Consider the following 24,306-nt stretch of genomic DNA (forward strand, 5'->3'; position numbering starts at 1 on the left):
CTCGTGCCACCAACGCCGAAGGCCGCCCCGAACTCGGGGCGGCCTTCGGCGTTGGTGGGGAGGTGCTCAGCCCTGCGCTGCGTTGATCGTGGACACGTCGATCACGTAGCGGTATCGGACCTTGCCGGCGACCACCTTGTCGTAGGCCTCGGTGACCTCGTCGGCGGTGATCGTCTCGACCTGCGCACCGATCTTGTGCTCGGCGCAGAAGGCGAGCATCTCCCGGGTCTCAGGGATTCCGCCGATGTTGGAGCCGGCCAGCACCTTGCTGGTCCCGATCAACCGGCCCGGCCGCACCCGGTACGGGTCGGTCGGCAGACCGACGTTGGCCACCACCCCACGCGGCTTGACCAGACCGAGATAGAGCTCGATGTCCAGGTCGGCGCTGACAGTGTTCAGCACCAGGTCGAAGTAGTTGCGACGGGCCTTCATCGTGGCGAGATCGCTGGTGGCGACGTGCTCCACAGCGCCCAGCGCCAACGAGTCCGCAGCCTTGGCGTCGCTGCGCGAAAGCACGCTGACCTGAGCGCCCATCGCGACGGCGAGCTTGACGCCCATGTGGCCCAACCCGCCCATCCCGACGACGGCGACCCGACTGCCGGGGCCGACGCCCCAACGGCGCAGCGGCGAGTAGGTGGTGATCCCGGCGCAGAGCAGGGGAGCGGCCTCGTCCAGCCCGATCCCGTCCGGGATCGGGCAGGCGAACCGCTCGGAGACGACGACGGAGCGGGAGTAGCCGCCGAGTGTCGGGTCACCGTCGTAGCCGATGCCGTTGTAGGTCATCACCGCGCCGCGGGTGCAGTGCTGCTCGAAACCGTCCTTGCAGAACTCGCACTCGCCGCAGCTGTCGACCATGCAGCCGACGCCGACCCGGTCGCCGACCTGGACCGCGGTGACGCCGGCACCCACCGCCGTCACCACGCCCGCGATCTCATGACCGGGCACCATCGGGAAGCTCGCCTTGCCCCACTCTTCGCGGACCTGGTGGATGTCGCTGTGGCAGATCCCCGCGTAGGCGATCTCGATGGCGACGTCGTCGTCACGGAGATCGCGACGTTCGATCAGGCGCGTGGTGAAGGCAGCGCCAGCGGATTCGGCAACCAGGGCAGGGGTCTGAGTGGGCATGAAAGCAGTCTAGGCACGTCGGCTGAGTCGGACGATGACGTCGTCGAGGCGACGCTCGCCGTCCGGGCGGGGGACCGTGCGGTGGGCTTCGCGGGCGCTGTGCAGCTCCCACGCGGCGGGGTCGAACCGCGCGGTGATCTGGGCGGGGGTCACCGTGGCGGACTCCGGCGGCGCCCACTCCTCGGACTCCGCCTGTTCGCCGTGCCCGTGCCCGTGTCCGTGCCCGTCTGCGTGCTGGTCGGCAGTGCCGTGATCGTGGTGGTGCAGGTGACCGACGATCAGCAACGTGCCGCCAGGAGCGACCCAGTCGGCGATCCGGTCGTAGAACTCCAACTGGCCGATGGTCGGATGGGCGTAGTGAGTGGTCACCAGGTCGAACGTGGTCGTCGGCTCCCACTGTTCGAGGTCTACGTGGACCCAGCTGATCCGGTCCGCCACCCCGGCTGCATCTGCCGCCACCGCAGCGCGCTGCAACGCCTGCTCGGCGATGTCTGCGCCGGTCACCTGCCAGCCGTGCTGCGCCAACCAGATCGCCTCGGCGCCGGCGCCGCAGCCGGCGTCCAGTGCCGTGCCGGTGTTGAGCTCGTTGAGCTCCTCGGCCAGATAGGGATGTACCGGCGGCGGCGCGCCATCGCCGTCCTCTTCGGGCTGCCAGTGGTCATCCCAGTACGCCTTGTCGATGGAGTGGTCTTCGGGATGCGTCATCTTCTTCTCCCACTTGCTGGACGGTTGGAGACATTCTGCCGGGTGGTTACCCTGGACAGGTGAGCTCGACTCCACGTCGACGAAGTGGGCCGCTCGTTCGGCCCCGCCCGACCGCGCTCCGCGCGGGGATGGGGGCTTGCGCCGTCCTCGGCCTGTTCGCGCTCGTCGCCTGTAGCGGCTCCTCGAACCCGATGTACGGGGACCGACCGCAGACGGCCACTCCGAGCTCCCAGCCGCCCGTGAGCGCCACGACAGCACCGGGTGCCCCGAGCGGCACGAAAGCCCCGAGCAAGGTCCTGGTGGTGATCGAGGAGAACCACACGCTGGGCCAGATGCAGTCCGGGATGCCTTACCTGGCAGGTCTTTCGGCTCGCTACGGGTATGCGACGCACTGGCAGGGGCTGGCCCATCCCAGCCTGCCGAACTACCTGGCGATCGCCGGTGGCTCGATGTTCGGGGTGACCGACGACAGGTCGCCGGCCGCGCATGCCGGCGACGTCGGGGATGCGGTCTCGGTCTTCGACCAGGCGATCGACGCCGGCAAGACCGCCGGTACCTACGCCGAGTCGATCCCGGAGCACTGCCACCCCTACGACTTTCCGGACCGGGCCGACGGGAAGCCGCTCTACGCGGTGCGGCACAACCCCTGGACCTACTTCGACAGTGGCCGCTCCGACTGCCTTGCCCACGACGTCGGGGTGGACGCGTTCGCTTCCGACGCGGCCAACAACCAGCTGCCCAACGTCTCCTTCCTGATCCCGAATCTCGCGCACGACGCGCATGACGGTTCATTGGCCACCGCGGATGCCTGGCTCAAGGAACAGTTGGCACCGGTCCTTGCCAGCAAGGACTTCATGCAGGGGCGGTTGGTCGTCGTGGTCACCGCCGACGAGGATGACCGCTCAGCCGACAACACCGTGCTGACGTCAGTGCTCACGCCGGCGCTCTCGGCCAAGGTCGTCGATACCCCGCTCAACCACTATTCGTTGACCCGGTTCATCGCTGACGTGATCGGCGTTGCGCCGCTGGGGGAGGGTGCCACCGCCCCGGACCTCGCGGCAGCGTTCGGCCTACCGCGCGGATAGGGCCTAGACTGACCGCGGGAGTGCCGAGCAGTCACGCTGGCACGGGGGATGGAAATCGTGGCGGGTGCTTGGCGACCCGATAGGACGTTCCGCTACGAGCTGATGGGCTGCCGTGCACGACTTCGCCACGCAGGATCGCCAGGTTCTCGCCGACCTCGCTGACTGGATGGTGCGACGCCGGCTTGAGCCGATGGCCGTGACTCCGTGTGATCCCGAGCAGTTGCCGGCCGTCGGCGCCGACGGTCTCGGCATCGAGGCGACCTGGGCCCTGCTCCGGGATCGGATCCTGCCGTCGGGTTTCCCGACCGACCACCCGCGCTACCTGGCGTTCGTCGGAGGCGCACCGACCGCGGCGGCGACGATTGCCGATGCTGCTCTTTCCGCGGCCGCTGTCTACGGAGGCAGCGAGCTTGAGGCGGGCGCGGTGGTCGCCGTCGAGCGGGCCGCGATGCGTTGGCTGTGTGACGTCGTGGGCTATCCGGATGGTGCACACGGCACCTTCGTCAGCGGTGGCTCACTCGCCAACCTCAGCGCGTTGGTGGCCGCGCGGCACGGACGGGTCGCGACCGATGGACGGCCTCCGCATCTGATCGTCGCCGGCGCCTCTGCGCACTCGTCGGTCCGTTCGGCCGCCGCGATCATGGGGTGCGAGGTCGTCTGGGCAGGCTCTTCGGACCACCCGCTCGACCGGGCTGACCTCGAAGCCGTTCTCGGAACTCTGGACCGCCGCGACGTGGTTGCCGTCGTGGCGACGGCAGGAGCGACCAACTCGGGAGCGGTCGATCGCCTCGACGAGATCGCGGACCTCTGTACGGATCGGGGCGTGTGGCTGCATGTCGATGCTGCGTACGGCGGTGCCGCCATGCTCTCCGCATCGCATCGTGACCAGTTCCGTGGGATCGAGCGTGCCGACTCGATCACCATCGATCCGCACAAGTGGCTGTTCACGCCGTTCGACTGCGCCGCGGTGCTGTACCTCAATCCCCAGTTGGCCTTGGCCGCACATCGCCAGCGCGCCGCCTATCTGGACGTGGTGAACGAGGCCGACGGGGACAATCCAGCCGACTATGCGGCCCACCTGAGCAGACGCGCGCGCGGCGTCCCGATCTGGGCATCGCTGATCGCCAACGGCACGGCCGCGTACGCCGATGCGGTGGAGAGCTGCCTCTCCTTGGCGAGCTACGCCGTCAAGCAGATCGAGGCGAGCGATCATCTGGAGATCGCTGCCGAGCCGCACCTCTCCGTAGTCCTGTTCCGCCGCGTCGGGTGGACAGCGGAACAGTGCGCGGCCTGGTCCACGGCGATGAGGCTGCAGGGCCAGGCCCTGGTCACTCCGACGATGGTGGGCGAGCAGACCGTGTTCCGCATGTGTTTCATCAATCCGCTGACCACGACTTCGGATATCGACAGCGTTCTCGGGTACCTGGAGAGTCATGAGTCCTGACATTGAGCGAGCTTCGGCGTGCTGACATCCAACTTCGGCGGTTTCGCCCGACGTGCTGTCCCGGTCCGGACGGCCGCCTGGATGCGGCGCGTCCAGACCTTCGTGGCTTGGCTGTCCTGGGCTGTGCTCATCGTCGGGCTGTCGGCGAACCAGATCGCCCAGATGATGGAGTTCGAGAAGAGCCCTGCCATCCTGCTCACCTCCTTGGCAGCGTTCTTCCCGCTGCTGGTGTTGCGGCTGGTGCTCACGGCAGTCCTCTCACCGTCGCGCCGGGGGCCGTTGCTGTTGCTCAGCGCGGCGGTCGCGACCTGGTCACTGGGTTCGATGCTGGTCAACGCGGCACGGCTCGAGGCGAACGCGCACTTCCCGGCCCAGGGCGAGTGGCTCTTCCTGATCTCCTACCTGGGCATGGCCGGGTACTTGCTCGGCGACGTCGACCTGCGATCCCAACGTCCGGCGCGGGGATGGCTCGACGTCGCCGTGATCTGTGGCGCTGTCTCGTGTCTCGCCTCGCTCCTCCTGGTCACGCCGATCCGGCTCGCCTCCAACCAGGAGGGAGCTTCGCTGCTGCTGGCCTTGATCTATCCGCTCGCGGACAGTGCGCTGGCGATGACGGTACTCAGCCAGTCCTTGTTGCTCAGCCGCAGCGATCACCGCAAGTCGCTCATGCTCGGCGCGGCCTTCGTGATGTTGGCCTCTGCCGACTCGGCGCTGGCGCTGCAGGTCTCGGCGCGCACCTATGACTTCGGGAATCTGAGCAACGCCTTGTGGGGTGGGGCCTTCGCCCTGATGGTCGCGGCTGCCTGCCGTCCGAAGCGAGCCGTCATCCGAGCAGTACCGAAGGAGGCGGGCACAGCGGTCCTGGTCGGCGCCGGTGCGCTCGCCTTGGCCGAGCTGACGGTCCGGCCCGACGACACGCTCGCCTTCTACACCTTGCCGCCGGCCGTGATCACCCTCGGCTGCGTCGCGGCGCGGATGATCCTCGCGCTTCGCGACGCCAACCGGGCGAGCGAGGCGCTGGCACTCTCGATGACCGACGACCTCACCAAGCTCCCGAACCGACGGGCCGTGCGCACCTGGCTCACGGAGGGCCTGGAGAAGCGGCAGCCGATGGCGTTGATGCTGCTCGACCTGGATGGTTTCAAAGAGGTCAACGACTCGCTCGGGCACCGCGCGGGTGACACGGTCCTGCGACTGGTCGCGGTTCGGTTGCGTTCCGCCGTCGACGGTCGCGTCCGGATCGCGCGATTGGGCGGCGACGAGTTCGCGCTCTTCGCCGACACCACCGACGAGATCGAGCTGATGGAGGCCGCGCACGGCGTACTCGAGGAGCTGGCGACTCCGATCCTCGTCGAAGAGATCGAGATCAGCCTGGCGGGGTCCATCGGGGTCACCGTGGCGCTGTCCGATGAGACCGATGGCAGCGAGGTGCTGCGTCGAGCCGACGTCGCGATGTACCAGGCGAAGAACTCCGGGCTCGGCGCAGCGCTCTATGACGCCGCCTTGGACGAGTTCTCGCGGTCGCGATTGCAGTTGGCCGAAGAACTGCGCAAGGGCATCGCGGACGGCCAGATCGAGGTCTGGTACCAACCGCAGTACAACGCCGAGCTCAAGGTCGCCGGACTCGAAGCGCTGGTCCGGTGGCGACACCCCGTGCAGGGCCTGATCAGTCCGGTGTCGTTCCTGCCCGCCGCCCGCCGCGCAGGTTTGATGAGCCCGCTCTCGGAAGCCGTCGCCCACCAGGCCGCACGCGACCTGCACCACTGGCTCAAGGAGGGCATCGACCTGCGGTTGGCGATCAACTGCGCGCCTCCCGAACTGCTCGGGCCGACGTTCCTGGGGCAGCTGTATGCCGCGATCGCGCAGTGGGAGATTCCCGATGACCGGCTCGTCCTGGAGATCACCGAGGACTCGTTCCTCGCCGATCCGCAACGGACCAGTGAGGTCCTGCTCGACCTGCGCCGCAAGGGGGTGCAGATCTCCATCGACGACTACGGCACGGGATTCTCCTCACTCACCTACCTTCAGAACCTGCCGCTCCAGGAGCTGAAGATCGACCGTTCCCTGATCACCGACGTCGCCGCCGACGCGCGCAGCCGGATGATCGTCGCCTCGACCATCCAACTCGCCCACGCCCTCGACATGCGCATCGTCGCGGAAGGGGTCGAGAACGCGGCCACCCTGGAGTGTCTGCTGGAGCTGGGCATCGACATGGTGCAGGGCTATCACCTGACCCGGCCGATGCCCCCGACCCAGATCCAACAGTGGCTGCGTGACGCCGACCGCACCCCGCCCACGCCACGTGTGCCCGCCGAGGCCCGGGTCTCCGATTCCCCCAGTACCTGAGAGGTATCCAGCATGAGTGCAGCACCCTTGCGTTTCGTCTTCAACCCGACCGGCGACGAGCTCGCGGCCGCCAAGCGTTGCGAGGCCGACGTGTTCTTGGAGACCTACGGCAACACGCCGGAGGAGTTCGAGGTCGAGTACGGACCGTATGAGAGTGCGACCGGTTTCATGGCGATCCTGCGCGAGGACGGTGAGGCGGTCGGGGCGGCCCGGTTCATCACCCCGGGTCCGGCCGGGCTGAAGACGCTCAACGACGTCAGCCGTGAGCCGTGGCAGGTCGACGGCCAGCGCTCGGCACGCGCAGCCGGTGTCGATGTCACCCGGACCTGGGACATCGCGACGATCGCGGTACGTCCCGGCGCCGGTCGTGGCGGACTCTGCGCGGCAGCGCTCTACCACGGGATCGTGGCCTCGGCGCTTGCGAACGGAGCCGAGTGGATCGTGATGATCATGGACCGCCACGCCCGCACCCTGCTGACCAGCCTGGGCATGCAGACCCGAGCCCTGCCGGGAACCGCGGCAGGGGAGTACCTGGGCTCCGCCAACAGTACGCCGCTGTGGACCAACCTTCCGCGGATGTTCGAGCAGCAGCGCCAGGAGAGCCCTGACGCCTACCGCCTGATCTACCAGGGGATCGGTCTGGACGGCATCGTCCTCCCGAGCGACTGGACCTTCGCGCTGCCGACGGCGTGAGCCGGGCCGCGAAGTAACGCCGGTCACAGAGAACCGAAACATTCCTGAAACATTGTGTCGGTTCGCTGAAACAGGAGCCTAGTAGCGTCGGGGTCAACGATTGCCGAAGATTGTGAGCTAGAACATGACTGCGAACGAAGTCCGCCACGTTGCGATCACCGAGGTTCTCAACCGCTCCGGTGTGGAGACTGCGGAGATCCGCCCGCTGAGCGAGACCTGGGCATGCGACGTCTTCAACCTGGCCAAGATGGAGGAGGCGCTCTCCAAGAACGCCTTCAAGGCCGTCAAGAAGACCGTCCAGACCGGCGAGCCGTTGGACAAGGCCACCGCGGACATCGTTGCTGCAGCGATGAAGGCCTGGGCCATGGGCAAGGGCGCCAAGTTCTTCTCGCACGTGTTCTACCCGCTCACCAACATCACGGCCGAGAAGCACGACGGTTTCATCATCACCAACACCGACGGCCAGGCGATCACCGAGTTCACCGGCAGCCTGCTGATCAAGGGTGAGCCGGACGGCTCGTCCTTCCCGAACGGCAGCCTGCGGATGACCAACGCCGCTCGTGGCTACACCGCCTGGGATCCGACCAGCCCGGCCTACATCATGCAGACCGCCAACGGCGCGACGCTGATGATCCCGTCGGTCTTCATGTCCTGGACCGGTGAGGCCCTCGACAAGAAGATCCCGCTGCTCCGCTCGAACGCCGCCATGGACGCCGCGGCCCGCCGCGTGCTCACCCTGATGGGCGAGACCGACATCGCGCCGCTCAACGCGAGCTGTGGTCCCGAGCAGGAGTACTTCCTCGTCGACGCGCACTTCGCCGCGGCCCGCCCCGACCTGCTGCTCGCCGGCCGGACTCTCTTCGGTGCGGCACCGGCCAAGGGTCAGGAGTTCGACGACCACTACTTCGGTGCCATCCCCGAGCGGGTCCAGGTCTTCATGCAGGCCTTCGAGGACAAGCTCTACCGGCTCGGAATCCCCGCCAAGACCCACCACAACGAGGTGGCCCCGGGCCAGTTCGAGATCGCTCCGTACCACGAGAACTGCAACGTCGCCGCCGACCACCAGCAGCTGCTGATGACCGTGATGAAGGCGACCGCGGCCGAGCACGGCTTCCTCTGCCTGCTGCACGAGAAGCCGTTCGCCGGCGTCAACGGTTCCGGCAAGCACGTCAACTGGTCGGTGGCGAACTCCACCCAGGGCAACCTGCTCGATCCGGGTACTTCGCCCGAGCACAACCTCAACTTCCTGCTCTTCTGCGGTGCTGTGATCCGCGGCGTGCACAAGTTCGGTCCGCTGCTCCGCGCCGTCATCGCGACCGCCTCCAACGACCACCGTCTCGGTGCCAACGAGGCGCCGCCGGCGATCCTCTCGGTCTACCTCGGTGACCAGCTCGAGGCCGTCTTCGAGGACATCAAGGCCGGCAAGATCTCCGCCTCCAGCGACGGCGGCGTGATGGACCTCGGTCTCTCGCAGATCCTGAACTTCAAGCGCGACCCGGGTGACCGCAACCGCACCTCGCCGTTCGCCTTCACCGGCAACCGGTTCGAGTTCCGCGCGGTGGGCTCCTCGCAGTCGATCTCGGGGCCGCTCGTAGCGATGAACACGATGCTCGCCGATTCCCTGAACTGGGTCGCTGAGAAGCTTGAGGTCGAGCTCGGCTCCGGAAAGACCCAGGCTGCCGCCGTCGCCGCGGTGCTCAAGGAGCTCATGGAGCTGCACGGCGACGCGATCTTCGGTGGTGACGGCTACTCGGCCGAGTGGCACGAGGCCGCGGTCTCCGAGCGGGGTCTGCGCAACCTGCCGACCACGGCTGACGCTCTCCCGGTCTTCGAGGAGCCTGAGGTCATCGAGCTCTTCGAGAAGACCGGCGTGCTCTCCGCCGTTGAGCTCAACGCCCGCTACGAGGTGTACGCCGAGCAGTACATCAACTCGATCACGGTCGAGGCGAAGCTGGTCGCCGACATGGCGAAGACTGTGATCTACCCGGCCGCGCTGAAGTACGCCGCTGACCTCGCGAACACCTTCGCTGCGGTCGAGGCGGTCGGCGCCTCCTTCGACACCGGGCCGGTCAAGGTGATCGCCGAGAACGCGAACCGTCTCCTGGAGACGGTGGCCGAGCTCAGCACCGAGCTGGAGCGCCACGACTTCGCTGACACCGCGGCCCACATGAAGCACTTCGCGACCACCATCCGGTCCCTGATGGAGCAGGCCAGGGTCCACGCGGACACGCTCGAGGTCGAGGTGGACGACGCCCTGTGGCCGCTGCCCAAGTACCGCGAGATGCTCTTCATCAAGTGACGGCGCGCTGACCCGCTGCCCTTCGGGGTAGCGGGTCAGCCTCCGGCTCGAAGCTGAGCCGAACAACGAACAACCAAGCCGTACAACGAGAAACGGCCCCGACTGCCGAAGCAGTCGGGGCCGTTCGCGTCAGCTGAATCAGATGCCGCGGACGTTCTCAGCCTGGGGACCCTTGGGGCCCTGGGCGAGGTCGAACTCGACCTTCTGGTTCTCGTCGAGCGACTTGTAGCCGTTGGTCTGGATCGCGGAGTAGTGGACGAACACGTCCTCGCCGCCGCCGTCCTGGGCGATGAAGCCGAAGCCCTTTTCAGCGTTGAACCACTTGACGGTACCCGTTGCCATAACAGTTTCCTTTGTTCTTTGCGGCGGACACTGTGTCCGCCGTTTTGCTGAAGACATCCATTCGTGCTGATGTCCAGCGAACCGAAAACCAGGAGTACAAGATACGAGCCGCGACTACTTCGCGCGGCCAGGATGACTCGAGAGCCAACCCTTCAACATTTCCCACAGTACCGCAGTTCTGAAGCGTGGCGAAGCCGGGTGGTGGCAGCCGTGAGATTTGGGCTGTGGATAACCCTCGTGGCCCGCTCACCTCGGCGCAGACTGGTCGCGTCGTCGATGCCGTGTTCTGTCCGGCCCCGATGATCCCGCGCGAGTCGGGTTCAGGCGTCCGGCTCGCTGATCGGTCATGCCCTGACGTCGATGCTCTGCGTGCTGGCGCAGGCAGTGAGGACCACCATCATGCCCAGAAGTCGAACGTTCCGATCAATGATCGGGGCGCTTCTCACGATCACGCTGCTCGCCACCGTCTTGACCGTCACCGCCTCGGTGCCCGCGGCCTCTGCCGCCGGGAAGGTGGCCACGTCGGCCTGCCGGGGGAGCAACCCTCACCTGCGTACCGGGGTCTGCTTCCGGTTCCCCGACGGGCGGGTGACCTGGCTGGGCAACTTCACCTCCGCTTCAGGCAAGGTCTTCTTCTGTATCGACAAGAACAAGGACTCGCGGCTCCCAGCGAAGGCGCCTCGCCGCTCCACCCGCGGACTCAAGAACCAGTACGGCAAATCGATCGGACGCCGCGAGGTCGCCGCACTCAACTACCTCATCGACAGGTGGGGCACTGGCGCGAACGCGACGACAGCGGCGGCGATCGGGCTGATCGTGCGGCAGGTGATGAGCGATACCGGCGGACAGATGCCGGCTGGGTTGACGGTGGGGGAGAAGGTGGCGGACCTCCGCGGAGGCCTGCCCGGGCCCGTCCTGGCGCGGGCCCGGGCCATCTGGCGTGAGGCCTCCCAGTTGCGCGGGCCCTGGAGCCTGCGGATCAACGGGAGCCTGAACGGCATGGAACCCGGGCAACGGCGGCAGGTGACGGCGACGGTGCTGTCGGCCGCAGGGCACCGGGTTCCGCGGGTGCCGGTCCGGTTGTGGAGCACCGGTGCCGCAGCCGTCCCCAGGTCCGCGACGACGACCCGTGACGGGCGAGCGCGGTTGCTGGTCCGGGCTACCCGGGTCGGCCGACTGACGGTGACCGGCTCGATCTCCGGGCCGTCCGGTGACGGACTCCTCTTCGTACCGCGTGATCGAAGAATCCAACGTGGCTGGATCGCGGAGCGGAGCGGGGCCCGCGACACCGTCAGCGGCGTCCGGGGTGAGGTGACGCCGACGCAACCGACCCTGATCACCTCCACCTCGAGCACGGTGGTGCCGGCCGGGGCTCCGTTCCATGACGTCGTGACCGTGCGGGGACTGCCGTCCGGCACGACAGCGACGCTCACCGCCAGGCTCTACGGTCCGTACCCGGTCCAGCCCTCGGCCACGGATTGCCAGGCCGCACAGTTGGTGGCGACCCGGAGTCGGACCATCGCCGGGGACGGAAGCTACCCGTTGGGGGAGACGAGTCAACGGATCGGTGGCCTCTATGTCTGGGTGGCCTCCCTCTCCGGGACCGCGCTGACCCGGCCGGCGACGCACCCCTGTGGGGTCGTCGCGGAGACCACGCGGGTGGAGCGGAACCAGCCCACGCTGCGTACCCGGGTCTCGGCGCAGCGGGCCGGCATCGGATCGCGGCTCTCCGACAGCATCGTCGTGGCCGGGCTGCTGGCTGGCGAGCGGGTCCAGGTCGTCTGGGGCCTCTACGGTCCCCTGCGACCCAACACCCGCGGTACCTGTGCCGGCCTGGTGTGGCAGGGGGCTCTGCTCCATGACAGCGGGTCGCTGGAGGTATCCGGCAACGGTGTCGTCACCACCGGGCCGACGGCTGCAGTGCGGGCGACGGGGTGTTACTCGTTCGGAGAACGTCTGGTTGCTACCCCGGTGGTGGCCGGCGTCGTGCACCCGCCGGGGTTGGTCACCCAGAGCACCGTCGTTCAGCGGTCCCGGCCGACGGTGCGGACCCAGACCTCGGCCCAGGTTGCGGTCCGCGGCGCACGTCTGAGGGACACGGTCTGGATCGCCGGGTTGTGGCCTGGCGAGCGGGTCCGCGTGCACTGGCAGTTGGTGACAGCGCCTTCTCCGCGCCGCGGCTCCTGCGCGAACCTGAACTGGGTCGCTGCCCTGCGTGCCGGGAAGGCACGGGTCTTCGACCGGGGGTCGTTCACCGTGCCGGGCGATGGCAGGTACCGGACCAGGTTGTCGAAGAGGACCACCGCGGCACAGTGCTACACCTACAGCGAGCGGATCGCCGCCTCAGCGACGACCGAGGGTGCCTGGCATCGACCGGGGAAGGTCTCCCAGACGACACTGGTCCGTAAGCCCGGACGGCCGACCGTGCCGAGCGGCCCGGAGGGGTGGCTGCGGCGACTGGCTGCCGACGCGCGCACTGGCGCGGGGCTGTCGATGCCGGCGATCGGGGCTACGGATGTCCGGGTCCGAGCGGTCGGTAGTAGCCGGGGCGGGGTGGCCCTTCCGCGCGATGCCGCGGTGGTCGGCTGGTGGCGGGGAAGTGCACCGCTGGGAGCTACCCAAGGCGCCAGTCTCATCGCCGGGCACGTCGGCGCAACGGATGGTGCACCCGGTGCGCTGTCCCGGTTGCGAGAGATCGAAGTCGGTGACCGGATCGTCTGGCGGTCCGCAGCCAAGCGGGCCACCTTCACCGTCGTGCGCAAGAGCTACACGGCGAGGACGGACGATCTGCCGCGCCGGGTCTGGCGGTTGCGTGGACCGCGCACCCTGAACCTGATCACCTGCGCCCGCAAGGTGCGCTACCCATCGGGGTTCTACCACTACACCCACAACCTGACCGTGACCGCGCGCCTGCGGTCGATCCGAGCGGTGCGGCGCTAGCCGGTGGCCGACCGGCGCCGCGGGCGCCGCTTCGTCCGACGCTTGCTGCGACGAACTCGCGGGGCTGTCGGCGCCGCGACCGGGCGCTCGCGGCGCACCTCGATCAGGTGGGCACCCTCAAGGACGACCGCCGAGGTGGCCGTCAGGTGCAGGGTCTGGCGACCACGCACATCGCAGTCCAGGTAGCGCTGGGCGATGAGCTGGCGGACCACGAGCTGCCAGTCTGCGTGAGTGCGGTCGGCGTCGATCGCTGAGTCGTCTCCCCGCAGAAGCTCGATCAGCTGGTCGGCGCTGAGCGCCTGGCGCCGGAGGTGGAGTCGGCTCACCAACTCAAGGAGCTGCTGCGCAGCGTGCGTGGCGTCCTCGGCGGTGGGCGGTGTGGTGCAGGTGTCGCACCGGGAACACCGGGAAGCGGCAGGCTGGCCGAAGTAGCTGAGGAGTTGTCCGCGGCGGCAGTTCACCGTCTCGCAGAGCGCAAGCATGGCGTCGAGGTTGGCGCTCTGGACCCGACGCTGGACCACGCCTCCCGGCGAGCGGGCGATGAACCGCCGGAGCTGGGCGACGTCGGAGAGACCGTAGGCGAGCCAGGCGGTGGCCTCAGCGCCGTCGCGGCCCGCGCGGCCGGTCTCCTGGTAGTAGCCCTCGATGGATTTGGGCAGGTCCAGGTGGGCGACGAAGCGTACGTCGGGCTTGTCGATCCCCATCCCGAAGGCGATCGTGGCGACCACCACCACGCCGTCCTCGCTCATGAACCGCTGCTGAGTCCTGGCACGGACCTCGGGCGACATCCCGGCGTGGTAGGCGAGTGCCGTCACACCGTTGGCGGTGAGGAACTTCGCGGTCTCGGTCACCGAACGGCGGGTGAGGCAGTAGACGATCCCGGATTCACCGGCATGCTCGGTCGTGATGAACTCGAGCAACTGCTGCTGCGGGTCGCTCTTCACCACGATCCGGTAGTCGATGTTCGGACGGTCGAACGAGTCCACGAACCGGCCTTCGCCATGCTCGCCCAGACGGAGCTCGAGGCGGTCGACGATCTCAGCGGCGGTCGCCTCGGTCGCCGTCGCCGTCAAGGCGATCCGGGGTACCTCGGGGAACCGCTCGGTGAGCCGGGAGATCGTCAGGTAGTCCGGGCGGAAGTCGTGGCCCCACGAGGCGACACAGTGCGCCTCGTCGATCGCGATCACGCTGATCGGGGCTCGGCCCAGCAGCGTCAGAGTGCTCGGCGCCGCTAGCCGCTCGGGGGAGAGGTAGAGGAGATCCAGCTCCCCGGCTGCATAGGCGTCGATGACCTGAGCGTTCTGCTCCGGCGTGAGTGTCGAGTTCAGGTAGGCGGCGCGGATGCCGCGCGAGCGCAACGTGGCGACCTGCTCATGCATCAGCGCGATCAGCGGTGAGATCACCACTCCGGTGCCGGGGCGGAGCAGGGCCGGAAGCTGGTAGCAGAGGGACTTCCCGCCACCGGTCGGCATCAACACCAAGGCGTCGTTGCCCGCCACCACGGTGTCGACGATCGCAGCCTGGTGGCCCCGGAAAACCGAATGCCCGAACGCGTCCCGCAGAAGTCGGCGGGCGCGTCCGGGCTCGGTCGCGGAGTCAGTTGGCGGTGTAGAGCTCAAGAACCTTCGAGGTCCGCTCACGGATCTCGCGCGCCAGGGCAGGATCGCTGGAGAGCGGCTCGCCGTGGCTGGGGACCATCTCGGTCAGCCGGGGCTGCCACTCCTCCCAGCGCTGCGGGAAGCAACGCTCCAGGAGCTCGAGCATGATCGGGGCCGCGGTGGAGGCGCCCGGCGAGGCGCCGAGGAGACCGGCGATGGAGCCGTCACCGTGGGTGATCACCTCGGTGCCGAACTGGAGGACACCCTCGGGGCGGATCACCTGGACCCGCTGCCCCGCGGTGATCTTCTCCCAATCGGCCGGGTCGGCGTCGCCGAAGAACTCCTGCAGCTCGGCGAACTTCGTCTTCTTGCGCGCCAGCAGTTGGGTGATCAGGTAGATGGTCAGACCGATGTTCGCCAGACCGGCCTTCACCATCGGAACCAGGTTGTGGGCGCGCAGCGACTTGAAGAGGTCGAGCAGCGAACCGTGCTTGAGGAACCGCGGGCTGAAACCGGCGTAGGGGCCGAACATCAGGCTGGTCTCGCCATTGACGACGCGGGTGTCGAGGTGCGGTACCGACATCGGCGGCGCACCCACGGCAGCCTTGCCGTAGACCTTCGCGTCGTGGCGGGCCACGACGTCGGGGTTCGAGGTGCGCAGGAACTCGCCGCTGACCGGGAAGCCGCCGAAGCCCTTGATCTCGGGGATCCGGGACTTCTGCAGCAGGGTCAGGGCCTGGCCGCCGGCACCGACGAAGACGAAGCGGGCCCGGTGGTGGAAGCGGACGCCGTTCTGCTTACCGCTCACGTGCCAGACGCTGTCCATCGTGCGGTGGACGCTCTTGACCTCGGCGTTGTAGTCGATCTGGGCACCGCGGGCGGTGACCGAGGCCAGCAGCAGCTTGGTCAAGGAGCCGAAGTCGACGTCGGTTCCGAGGTCGGAGAAGGTCGCGGCGATCGGCTCGTCGCCCGTGCGACCAGCGACCAGCAGCGGCGCCCACTCGGCGATCTGCGCGGGGTCCTCGGAGTACTGCATGCCCTCGAAGAGCGGGTGGTCGGCGAGGAGGCGGTAGCGCTCCTTGAGGTAGGCGACGTTCTCCGCGCCCCACACGAAGCTCATGTGCGGGGTGGCCTGGATGAAGGCACCAGGCTCCGGGATGTGGCCGGCCTCGACCAGGAACGACCAGAGCTGACGAGAGATCTGGAACTGCTCGTTGACGTCGATCGCCTTCGAGACGTCGACGGAGCCGTCTTCGCGCTGCGGCGAGTAGTTCAGCTCGCAGAGTGCCGCGTGGCCGGTGCCTGCGTTGTTCCACGGGCCGGAGCTCTCACGCGCGGCTTCGTCGAGACGCTCCAGCACCCGGATGCTCCAGGTCGGCTCGAGTTCGGCGATGAAGGCGGCAAGGGTGGCGCTCATAATGCCACCACCGATCAGGAGTACGTCGGTCTCCGTGTCCTGAACCTGTGGGTGTACCTCAACGTCTATTTCCACCCCTACTGTCTCTCGCACTTCGGTGGTGCAATCCAAATCGGGGAGGCTGTTTCCGATGTGACATTTCTCAAGTTCCAGGTTTTGAGTGGTTCTGCTCGCGTCAGGGGCCGGGGAAGTAGGTCTTGAACCTCTCCGCGTGCTGGCGTTCGCCACTCACCTCGACGTCGTCCGCGCTGAGCCGGCCACAGGCGAAGAGCACGATCTCGTCGGGGGAGCCGGTGACCGTTGTGGTGGCTCTGCCGGTCGGGACCGAGCGGTGCCAGATCCCGCCGGATGCCGCTAGCCGGAGACCGTCGCCGAGCCCGATCAGGTCGATCGTGACCTCGCCGGGCGGGGCATGGTGCGGGGAGGCGCCGCCCAGTAGGTCGAGCATCGGGCCGAGGACTACCTGGCAGGCGAGTAGCTCGTCAGCGGAGAGTGCGGTGCCGGTCGCGCCGAGGGCCTCGGCGAGGTCCAGGTCGTGGAGTGCGGCCTCGAAGGCGAAGAGTTGCGCGGCGAAGGCGGCGGGCACGGTGCCGGTCGGCAAGGTGACCGCCGAGGAGGCGGCGATGGGGATCCGTGCGGCATCGGTGAAGGCGGCGACGGCGTCCTCGAGTGACCTGCTGTCGGTCGGGGCGTGGCGACCCGCCGCCGCGCAGAGAGCGGCGGCCTCCATCGCGGATCCCCAGCACACGTGGTCGATCAGGGCACCCACGTTCCAGCCGCCGAGTCGGGTCGCCAGGCCTCGGGGCGCTGTTGCCGCACGGTCGGCGAACCGCCGGTAGCCTGCCGCCGCTGTCGCCAGCGCGGCCGCCACCGTCTCGGTCTCAGCGAGATGCGCCATCACGAACTCCTTCCACGAGCCGGTCGAGAGACAGGGCGGCGTCGCCCAGGATCGCCGCGCCGGCGCCGAGCACCTGGTGTTGGCCGACACCGCGACGGACCAGGTCGGCCAGTCGGGCGCGGGCGACGTCGTCGCCGTGGGTGGCGACGACGTCGGCGATCAGACAGGCGCAGAAGACCTGAACGCCGAGGAAGGGGGCCGAGAGTCCGAACCTCCGCGCCGACCAGGGCACCAGCAGTCGCTGCACCCAGGCAGGGTCGTCGACTGCGTCGGCGACCAGCAGGGTAGCGGCCTGCCACGGCTCGAAGGCGGCGTCGTCCTCGACCTGCTTCAGCACCGCGACCGCCTGGGCGGGACGACGCTGGCCGAGGGCGAGCAGGATCGACTGGAACCCATGGATCCGGTCGGTGTCCTGGTAGGCGTCGCGGAGCCCGGCGGCTCGGAAATCCTCGATCAGGATCTCGGCCTCGTCGAATCGATGCGCGGCGAGCGCGAGCGCGGCCCGCCACATTGGCACTTTGCTGCGATGCAGCACGTTGTCCTGCACGTCGACCAGGCGCGCGACACGGGCGATCACCTGCTCGGCCTCGTCGAGGCGACCGGCTCGCATCAGTTCGGGCACCAACGCGCACAGCGCTTCGACCTCCAACTCGTCGGCCTCCGCGGCCCGGCTGGTGGCGACGGCCTCAGTCGCCAACGCGAGTCGCTGCGCTGCGCCGGTCACCGGATCGTGGACAGTGCAGGCGCGCAACAGGACCCGGGCCAGCCGTTCGGGGTCGGCGCTGTCGCGGGCCGCCGCGACTGCTGCCTCGGCCAGCCCGGTTGCCCGCTCGGGCAGGCCAGCGAAGGAGAGCGCCTGGGCGAGGGCGGCCAGCAGGTCGACCTCGGTGGGGCTGCCAGGATCTGCTCCGGCCAGGGCGCGCTCCAGGAGAACGATCGACGGATCGCGGGCGCCGGTGCGGTGCCTGCGTCCGAGGAGCGAGCACTCCTCGTAGGCCAGGGCAGCGCGCTGCACCAGGTCGTTGGGTGCATCGGGCGAGTGGGTGGCTGCCAGGTAGGCGGCCATCGCACCGGGGAAGTCGCCGGTGCGTTGCAGCCCTTCGGCCAGGGAGAACTGCAGTCGTGGGTGATCGCAGGGTGTGTCGTCGTCGCGGGCCAGATGGCTGGCGCTCAGGAGCGCGCGGCCGGCATGGCGGACGGCGGCCGGATAGTCCGCTGACCTGAGTGCGGTGAGGGTGAGTTCATGGTCGAGTGCGGCGGCCTTGATCGCGGTCGCGTTGTCGACGGCGGCTGCTGCCGCGAGATGGTTGGCCGCTCCCTCTCGGGCGCCCGGACCGTTGCTGAGCAGGGTTTCACCGAGCCTGCGGTGCAGTGTCAGAGCCTGTCCCGGTGGAACCAGGTCGGCGATCGCTCGATGGAGTCCGTCGCTGGCGAAGCCGATCCCGTTCTCGGTCCTGGTCACCAGGCCGGCTCGGAGCGCGGGAGCGAGGGCCTCGGCCATCGTTGGTCCGTCGAGTGCCAACGCCCGGGTCAGCAGAGCGGTGTCGAGCGTGCGTCCGGCGAGTGCTGCGGTGTGCAGGACCGACCGGGTGGTCTCCGGAAACTCGTCGACCCGTTCGGCCAACCGATCGAGCGGCGCGATCACTCGCACAGGCGGGGGATCAGCCACCGTGCCGGCCAGGTCCAACGCTGGTTCCTGGCGCAGGATCTGCTCGCGCAGAAGCTGCGACGAGGCCCCGAGGTCGAGGCCGAGTTCGGTCCGGAGGCCGGTCTCGAGGTCGCCGAGCACCTGGAGCGCGGTCACCTGATCGCCGAGACCGTAGTGGGCGCGGGCGAGGGCTCGGTGCACCGGTTCGTTCCACGGGTCGGTCGCGATCAGGCGCACCGCCTCGCCGACCATCTGGTGGTAGGCCCCGGTGATGCCCCACAACTCCAACCGGGCTTGGTGAACGGCGGTCCGGGTCGTCTCCAGCTCGGCCTTCCGGGCACGGACACAGTCGTCGTCGGTCAGGGTCCCGAACGCATCGCCGTGCCAGAGCGCCAGCGCCGCATCGCAGGTGGCGATGGCCGCCTCGAGATCGCCAGCGGTACGGGCCGAAACGGCACTTCGTGCCCGGTCCTCGAACTCCAGGACATCGAGCTCGTGGGGCCCGGCAACGAGGGTGTAACCGGCCGGAGAGAAAGTGATCCGGTGTGCGCCCAGCACCTTCCGCCACCGCGAGATGTGGGCTTGGAGGCTGTTCGCCCCGCCTTGCTCGCGGCCGGGCCAGACCAGGTCGCTGAGGCGGTCCGGGTGGATGGGGCGATTGGCGTCGGCGACGAGCACCGCCAACACCCGGTGAGCGATCGCCCCGGTGGGCGCTGCGGTCTGCCCACCGAGGACGTCGATCGCACCCAAAACAGCGATCCGCATGGGCAGATACTGCCGGACTCGCGCGTTCACCGGGTGGGAATCCGGGATTCGATGCACGTCGTCCGATGGTCAGCGACGGACCAGCACGGTGGCTGCCCGGAGGGCCGCGTTCGAGTATCCGGACCGCTTGACCGTCACGAGTACCGATAGTCGACGGCCACGATCCGTGCGACGCACCACGTAGGTGCGTTTCGCGCCGGCCTTCCCCTTGATCGCCTTGCCGTTGCGCAACCATCGATACGCCACGGTCGACGGCTTCGGCGACCAAGCGCCGGTGGTTGCGGTCACCTTGCGCCCTACACGCGCCTTCCCGGTGATCCGAGGAGTGGAGATCGGTGAGAAGAGGCGTGGACCCGGGTTGAGGGTGCCCGGGGACCAGTGAGGTGCCGAGCCTCCTGGTGCGAGGGCGCGGATACCGGTGCTGGCGCAGGCCGCGCCCTCGGTCAGGATCACCAGGCCGTCGGAGTCGCCGATCACGACCGATCGGTTGTCAGGTCCCCAACTCGGCGAGTTGATGGCGGCGTCCTGGTTGGTGAAGCAGAGGTAGGTCGGATCGGCCAGCCCGCTGACCGGCGCCGTCCGCGGGTCCCCGGCGACGGACGCCGTTGCGAGGTGTGTGGTGGCGCCGTAACTGCGGACCACGGCGAGTCGGCTCCCGTCTCGGGAGACCGCGCCAGCACTCAGGTCCTCTCCAGGGTCGACCACTTCGGAGTCGTCGTACCAGTGTGCTGGCGCGCCGGCCAGGTCCTGGACCATCACGTGGGAGCCGTATCCGCCGTGGACCATCAACCTGCTGTTGGTGATCCAGGACGGCGACGAGAAGTAGTTCGTACCGACCCGGTTAGGGGAGAGCGCTGCCGAGTCGGTCACCCCGGTCGCGGTCCGTAGGCCGCAACTGGCGCCGATCGGGCAGGAGTAGCTGGCGAACGTATAGGCGATCCGTCGTCCGTCGGGTGAGATCGCGACCTGGATCGGAGCGCCGTCGATGGGGTGGCTCACCGAGTTCGTCAGTGGGTGTGGATCGATCCGGTTGAGCACCTGCCCGTTCTGCTTCATCCGCACGATGTACGGCCCTCGGCCCGCCGCGATCACGCCAGCATCCGACATCGAGGGCGAGACGTACGGCGCTCCGAACGTACCGTCACGGGTGACCTGGTAGAGGCCTGAACCGTCCGGGCGGATCAACCACACGTTGTGACTCTTGATGAAGACGATGGTGCCTGACGGTGGGGCGGCTTGGGCGGCTCCGGTCGGCACCCTGTCCGGGACCGTGGCAGGAAGCGTGACGGCGAACATCGTCAGCAGAGTCAGGCTGGTCGCTGCCACAGCGCGTTTGATCCACAGCATGAGATGACCTTTCGATCGGTCGAGTAAGGAGCTCTCCGTCGTCACCGGCGGCGACGTACTTCGCAGCTGGTCATCCGGTCGCGGGCTGGGCCGCCGTCGCACAGGTCGCGGGCGGTGCCGCCGTTGAGTCGGTCGACACCGGCGCCGCCGTACAGCTTGTCCTTGCCACCGCTGCCCGACAGGTAGTCGGCACCTCCGGCTCCGGACAGCCTGTCGGCGCTGTTTCCGCCGTACAGCTTGTCGTTGCCGGACCCGCCGTTGAGGGTGTTCTTCCCGGACTCCCCGTACACGGCGTCCTTGCCGGCGTCTCCGTTGACGGTGTCGTTGCCGGAGCCACCCCACAGGGTGTCGTCGCCGCTACCGCCGGTGATCCGGTCGCTGCCCGCGTAGCCCCGGATCACGTTGGCCACCGAGGAGCCGACCAACGAGTCGGCGAAGCGCGAACCATTCAGGTTCTCCACCGAGATCAGGCTGTCGGTGCCGGAGCCGCCGGTCGCCTGCGGCGCCGTGGTGGCGAGCGATACGCGCACCCCTGCGGTCGCCGACAGGTAGCTCACCAGGTCGGTGCCAGGGCCCCCGTCGATGGTGTCGTTGCCGGCGCCCGCCTCGATCACGTCGTTGCCGGCTCCGCCGCGCAGGATGTCGTGGCCGCCGAGTCCGCGGATCGTGTCCGGACCGGCCGACCCGGCCAGGGTGTCGGAGTGCGGGGAACCGTCGATCGCCTCGAAGCCGAGGACCGTGTCGGTGCCGGCGCCGCCGGTGTTCTGTGCGGTGGTGAGGCTGAGGTCGACCTGCACCCCGGAGGCAGCGGCTGCGTAGCTGACCTTGTCGCTGCCGGCGCCGCCGTCGAGGGTGTCGTCGCCGCCACCCCCGTCGATGACGTCGTCACCCCCGAACCCGCGAAGTGCGTCGGCGCCGGCCGACCCGGTGAGTCGGTCGTTGTGGGGTGTGCCGTCGACTCCTTCGACCGCATGGAGCGAGACGGTCCCGGCGCCGACGGTCTGCTGGCCGCTCGTGGTCGCCAGCGAGACGTCGACCCCGGCGGTGGCGGAGCCGAAGACGACGCGGTCATTGCCTCCGCCACCGTTGAGGATGTCGGTGCCCGACCCGCCGTCGAGGACGTCGTTGCCACCGAGTCCACCGAGCACCTCGTTGGCAGCGGTGCCGGTCAAGGTGTCGCTGTGCTGGCTGCCGTCGAGGTTCTCGAACCCCTTCACGGTGTCGATGCCGGCCCCGATCGTGTTCTGCGCCGTGCTCTTCGCCAGCTCGACGGTGACTCCGCCCGCGGACGTGGCGTAGGACAGTTTGTCGACGCCGACCCCACCGGTCAGTACGTCGTCACCTGCCCCGCCATCGATGGTGTCGCGGCCGTCGCCGCCCTCGATCGTTTCGTTGGCGGCCGACCCGGTCAGGGTGTCGTCGTGCGGGGATCCGATCAGCTTCTGGATCCCGTTGAGCAGGTCGTTTCCGGCGCCGATGGTGTTCTGGACGGTGAGGTCCGCCTGGCCGGCGAGGGAGACCGTAACGCCGGAGGTCGCGGACTGGTAGGACGCCGTATTGGTGCCGGGGCCGCCCCGGATGTTGTCGTCACCGAGGCCACCGACCAACGTGTCGTCGCCGTTCGCGCCGAGGAGGAAGTCATTGCCCTCCGCACCGTCGAGGACGTCGCTGCCGTCGCCTCCGTCCAGCTCGTCGTGGCCGACGCCGCCATCGATGAGATCGTTGCCGCCCTCGCCGTAGAGGTGGTCGTTGCCTTCACCGCCGCTGATGCTGTCGTCGTCTCCGCCACCACAGACCGAGTCGTCACCGTCGCCGGCGTTGATGGTGTCCTTGCCGGCGGTGCCCAGGATCACGTCGGGACCAGCGCTCGGAACCTGTCCGAGGTCGAGGCTGATGGTGATCTTCTTCCCATCGCAGGTCGATTGGCGCAGTGAGCGGAACGACTGGGTCGGTCCCCAGGCGGTGGCCGTCGAACCGTTGGGCTTGAAGCCGAGGCGCCAGTAATACATGGTGTTCGGCTGGATCGCGCTGAACTCGGGCTCATCCCAGTCGTTCCAGAAGACGAAGGCTGGATCGTTGAGATTGAATGCCCACCCGGCGGTCTGGTTCAGGTTGGTTGCCGACGTTCCGCGCTGCAGGTAGACCGTGCCCTGTTGCCCCTTGGTCAGCAGTGTCCCGGCCGACAGGATCCCGTACTTGGTGTTGCCGGTACTCGAGCCCAGGGTGTAGGTCGGGCTCGCGTAGGTCGAGATGGTGTCGTGGATGATCTGCGGGGTTCCGCCCGGAGCGGGGGAGCCGGAGAAGACGTGCATCAGCGAGGTCGGCTGCAGCACCGGGTTGCTGTTGCCGTCGGCGATGTCGACGAAGGCGCGTAACTCGACGCCACTGACAGGTTGACTGGCCTTGACCCAGAGACGGAACTCCCAGATCTTCCCGACCGGAACCGGCCAGCCGTTCGCGTACTGCGACATTCCTGACTTGTAGCCGACGGTTCCGGCGCCGTAGGTGCCGGACTGGAGTGCGGTCGGGCACTCGCTGGGCGCCGTCGTCCGGGTGCCCTGGTAGTAGCACTCAGGGGCCTTGCTGGCATCGATGGTGACGCCGCTCGGCAGCTTCAGTCCGAGCTGGAACAGCTGAGCGTCGCAGGCCCGTCCCGGTCCGGAGACGACGATGTGCACGGGGAACGAGTCGTTCGTCTTCGGGAAGTTGTCGTCCGGGTCCGCCCAGCTGCCGACATAGGTGTCGATACCGTGCTCGGTGTACGGCGTCCCGTAGATGATCGAGGCGCAGTTGGTGATCGTCGAGTACTTGATCGCGCCGTCGTACCAGGCCCCGGGCTGGCCGGCCGCGACGGCTGGCGGTGCGGCGAGGCCGAGGCCGAGCAACAGGGCGGCGAGGAACGCGAACAGACGACGAGTGATCATGGTCGGATCGTGCCGAGACCCGCTGACAGCTCGCTGACAAGCGACGAGGTCAGCTCGGCGGATCGTCGAGGATAGGCGCTCGGACGGTCTCCAACTCGAGGCGTTGTTCGGTTGCGGCGAGTGCGTTGGCGCCAGCAGCGTTACGGTAGACCCAGTCGCGGGCTGCGTGGTTCTCGTCGGTGCTCAGCGTCAGCACCAACGCGTGCATCCGGTCCTCGCTTGCGCCGAGCTGCGCGCGGGCCTGAGAGGCGTCGTCGAGCTGCTCGAGTCGGGTGCGAGCGGCGAGCCAGTCGGACCAGGCGTCGGCGACACCGCCGCGCAGGGTGATCTGCCGTTCGGCATCGATCGCCCGAATCTTGCGGCGGTAGTGGATCACCGCGCCGGCGCTGGGGACCAGCAGGGCCCAGATCGCCACCTGGGCCGCCAGCGGGTCGAGCAGCGCGCCGATGACGATCAGTACCGGGAGCAGCGCCACGGCCAGCGCGGAGCGGCGGTTGAGCTCGTGGCGCCGGCGGGTCAGCGCGCCGTAGCGGCGGGCGGAGACCAACGGATGGGGGAGCCTGATGACACCGGTCCGGGATCGCCGGTAGCGCGCCATCGCCGCGACTTCGGGTGCGGTCTCCGGGTCATCCGGCGGTGCACTCGCGGCCCGCAGGTCGTCGGCGTCGCGCGTCCACTTCGCCAGTCGCCGCGAGTGTGCGCTGGCAGCGGCCTCGTCGTCGGCGCCCAT

Annotated in this window: 16 protein-coding genes; 6 read left to right on the forward strand and 10 right to left on the reverse strand. The window is 68.5% G+C overall.

Annotated features, from left to right (window positions below):
* Positions 1–66 precede the first annotated feature (66 nt).
* Positions 67–1,125, reverse strand: coding sequence for an NAD(P)-dependent alcohol dehydrogenase (locus ACLM5J_RS16720; protein ID WP_413657616.1), 1,059 nt, complete (start codon positions 1,123–1,125; stop codon positions 67–69).
* A 9-nt stretch (positions 1,126–1,134) separates the two neighbouring features.
* Positions 1,135–1,830, reverse strand: coding sequence for a class I SAM-dependent methyltransferase (locus ACLM5J_RS16725; RefSeq protein ID WP_413657617.1), 696 nt, complete (start codon positions 1,828–1,830; stop codon positions 1,135–1,137).
* Positions 1,831–1,889: 59 nt separating this feature from the next.
* Here ACLM5J_RS16725 and ACLM5J_RS16730 point away from each other — a divergent pair, with 59 nt between their 5' ends.
* The 5 genes from ACLM5J_RS16730 to ACLM5J_RS16750 all read left to right on the forward strand — a co-directional run bounded on the left by ACLM5J_RS16730 (position 1,890) and on the right by ACLM5J_RS16750 (position 9,697).
* Entirely contained in the window at positions 1,890–2,915 is a 1,026-nt protein-coding gene (locus ACLM5J_RS16730; protein ID WP_413657618.1) for an alkaline phosphatase family protein, read from the forward strand.
* Positions 2,916–3,027: 112 nt separating this feature from the next.
* Positions 3,028–4,359 carry a pyridoxal phosphate-dependent decarboxylase family protein gene (locus tag ACLM5J_RS16735; RefSeq protein ID WP_413657619.1) on the forward strand — a complete coding sequence of 444 codons (1,332 nt, stop codon included), beginning with the start codon at positions 3,028–3,030 and terminating at the stop codon, positions 4,357–4,359.
* Positions 4,360–4,377: 18 nt separating this feature from the next.
* Complete coding sequence (locus ACLM5J_RS16740) at positions 4,378–6,705, forward strand: putative bifunctional diguanylate cyclase/phosphodiesterase (protein ID WP_413657620.1); 2,328 nt, start codon at positions 4,378–4,380, stop codon at positions 6,703–6,705.
* Positions 6,706–6,717: 12 nt separating this feature from the next.
* Positions 6,718–7,398: a hypothetical protein gene (locus ACLM5J_RS16745; protein WP_413657621.1), complete on the forward strand. Its 681-nt coding sequence runs from the start codon at positions 6,718–6,720 to the stop codon at positions 7,396–7,398.
* A 124-nt stretch (positions 7,399–7,522) separates the two neighbouring features.
* Entirely contained in the window at positions 7,523–9,697 is a 2,175-nt protein-coding gene (locus ACLM5J_RS16750; RefSeq protein ID WP_413657622.1) for a glutamine synthetase III, read from the forward strand.
* 138 nt (positions 9,698–9,835) lie between these two features.
* Here ACLM5J_RS16750 and ACLM5J_RS16755 read toward each other — a convergent pair whose 3' ends face one another.
* Positions 9,836–10,039, reverse strand: coding sequence for a cold-shock protein (locus tag ACLM5J_RS16755; RefSeq protein WP_413657623.1), 204 nt, complete (start codon positions 10,037–10,039; stop codon positions 9,836–9,838).
* Positions 10,040–10,465: 426 nt separating this feature from the next.
* Between ACLM5J_RS16755 and ACLM5J_RS16760 the strand changes: the two genes are divergently transcribed.
* The gene (locus ACLM5J_RS16760) at positions 10,466–12,979 is read left to right on the forward strand and encodes a sortase domain-bontaining protein (RefSeq protein ID WP_413657624.1); all 2,514 of its coding nucleotides are present in this window, start codon (positions 10,466–10,468) and stop codon (positions 12,977–12,979) included.
* On the opposite strand, the gene ACLM5J_RS16765 is transcribed toward ACLM5J_RS16760, so the two are convergent.
* From ACLM5J_RS16765 to ACLM5J_RS16795, 7 genes are all read right to left on the reverse strand, one after another.
* Positions 12,976–14,598 (reverse strand): RecQ family ATP-dependent DNA helicase, encoded by a 1,623-nt coding sequence (locus tag ACLM5J_RS16765; RefSeq protein ID WP_413657625.1) that lies wholly within the window; start codon positions 14,596–14,598, stop codon positions 12,976–12,978. The genes ACLM5J_RS16760 and ACLM5J_RS16765 overlap by 4 nt on opposite strands.
* A complete protein-coding gene (locus ACLM5J_RS16770) occupies positions 14,576–16,087 on the reverse strand; it encodes a malate:quinone oxidoreductase (protein WP_413657626.1) in 1,512 nt (503 codons plus the stop codon). The genes ACLM5J_RS16765 and ACLM5J_RS16770 overlap by 23 nt, the downstream gene beginning before the upstream one ends.
* An 82-nt stretch (positions 16,088–16,169) precedes the next feature.
* A complete protein-coding gene (locus ACLM5J_RS16775; RefSeq protein WP_413657627.1) occupies positions 16,170–16,892 on the reverse strand; it encodes a hypothetical protein in 723 nt (240 codons plus the stop codon).
* Positions 16,876–19,305: a BTAD domain-containing putative transcriptional regulator gene (locus tag ACLM5J_RS16780; RefSeq protein WP_413657628.1), complete on the reverse strand. Its 2,430-nt coding sequence runs from the start codon at positions 19,303–19,305 to the stop codon at positions 16,876–16,878. Before ACLM5J_RS16780 ends, ACLM5J_RS16775 begins: the two co-directional genes overlap by 17 nt.
* Before the next feature lie 69 nt (positions 19,306–19,374).
* Positions 19,375–20,652: an LpqB family beta-propeller domain-containing protein gene (locus tag ACLM5J_RS16785; RefSeq protein WP_413657629.1), complete on the reverse strand. Its 1,278-nt coding sequence runs from the start codon at positions 20,650–20,652 to the stop codon at positions 19,375–19,377.
* Between the two features lie 41 nt (positions 20,653–20,693).
* Positions 20,694–23,576, reverse strand: a complete 2,883-nt coding sequence (locus tag ACLM5J_RS16790; protein WP_413657630.1) for a hypothetical protein — start codon at positions 23,574–23,576, stop codon at positions 20,694–20,696.
* A 49-nt stretch (positions 23,577–23,625) separates the two neighbouring features.
* On the reverse strand, positions 23,626–24,306 hold the full coding sequence (locus ACLM5J_RS16795) for a hypothetical protein (RefSeq protein ID WP_413657631.1): 681 nt from the start codon (positions 24,304–24,306) through the stop codon (positions 23,626–23,628).

This window comes from Nocardioides sp. Bht2 (assembly GCF_047308515.1).
Taxonomy (GTDB): domain Bacteria; phylum Actinomycetota; class Actinomycetes; order Propionibacteriales; family Nocardioidaceae; genus Nocardioides.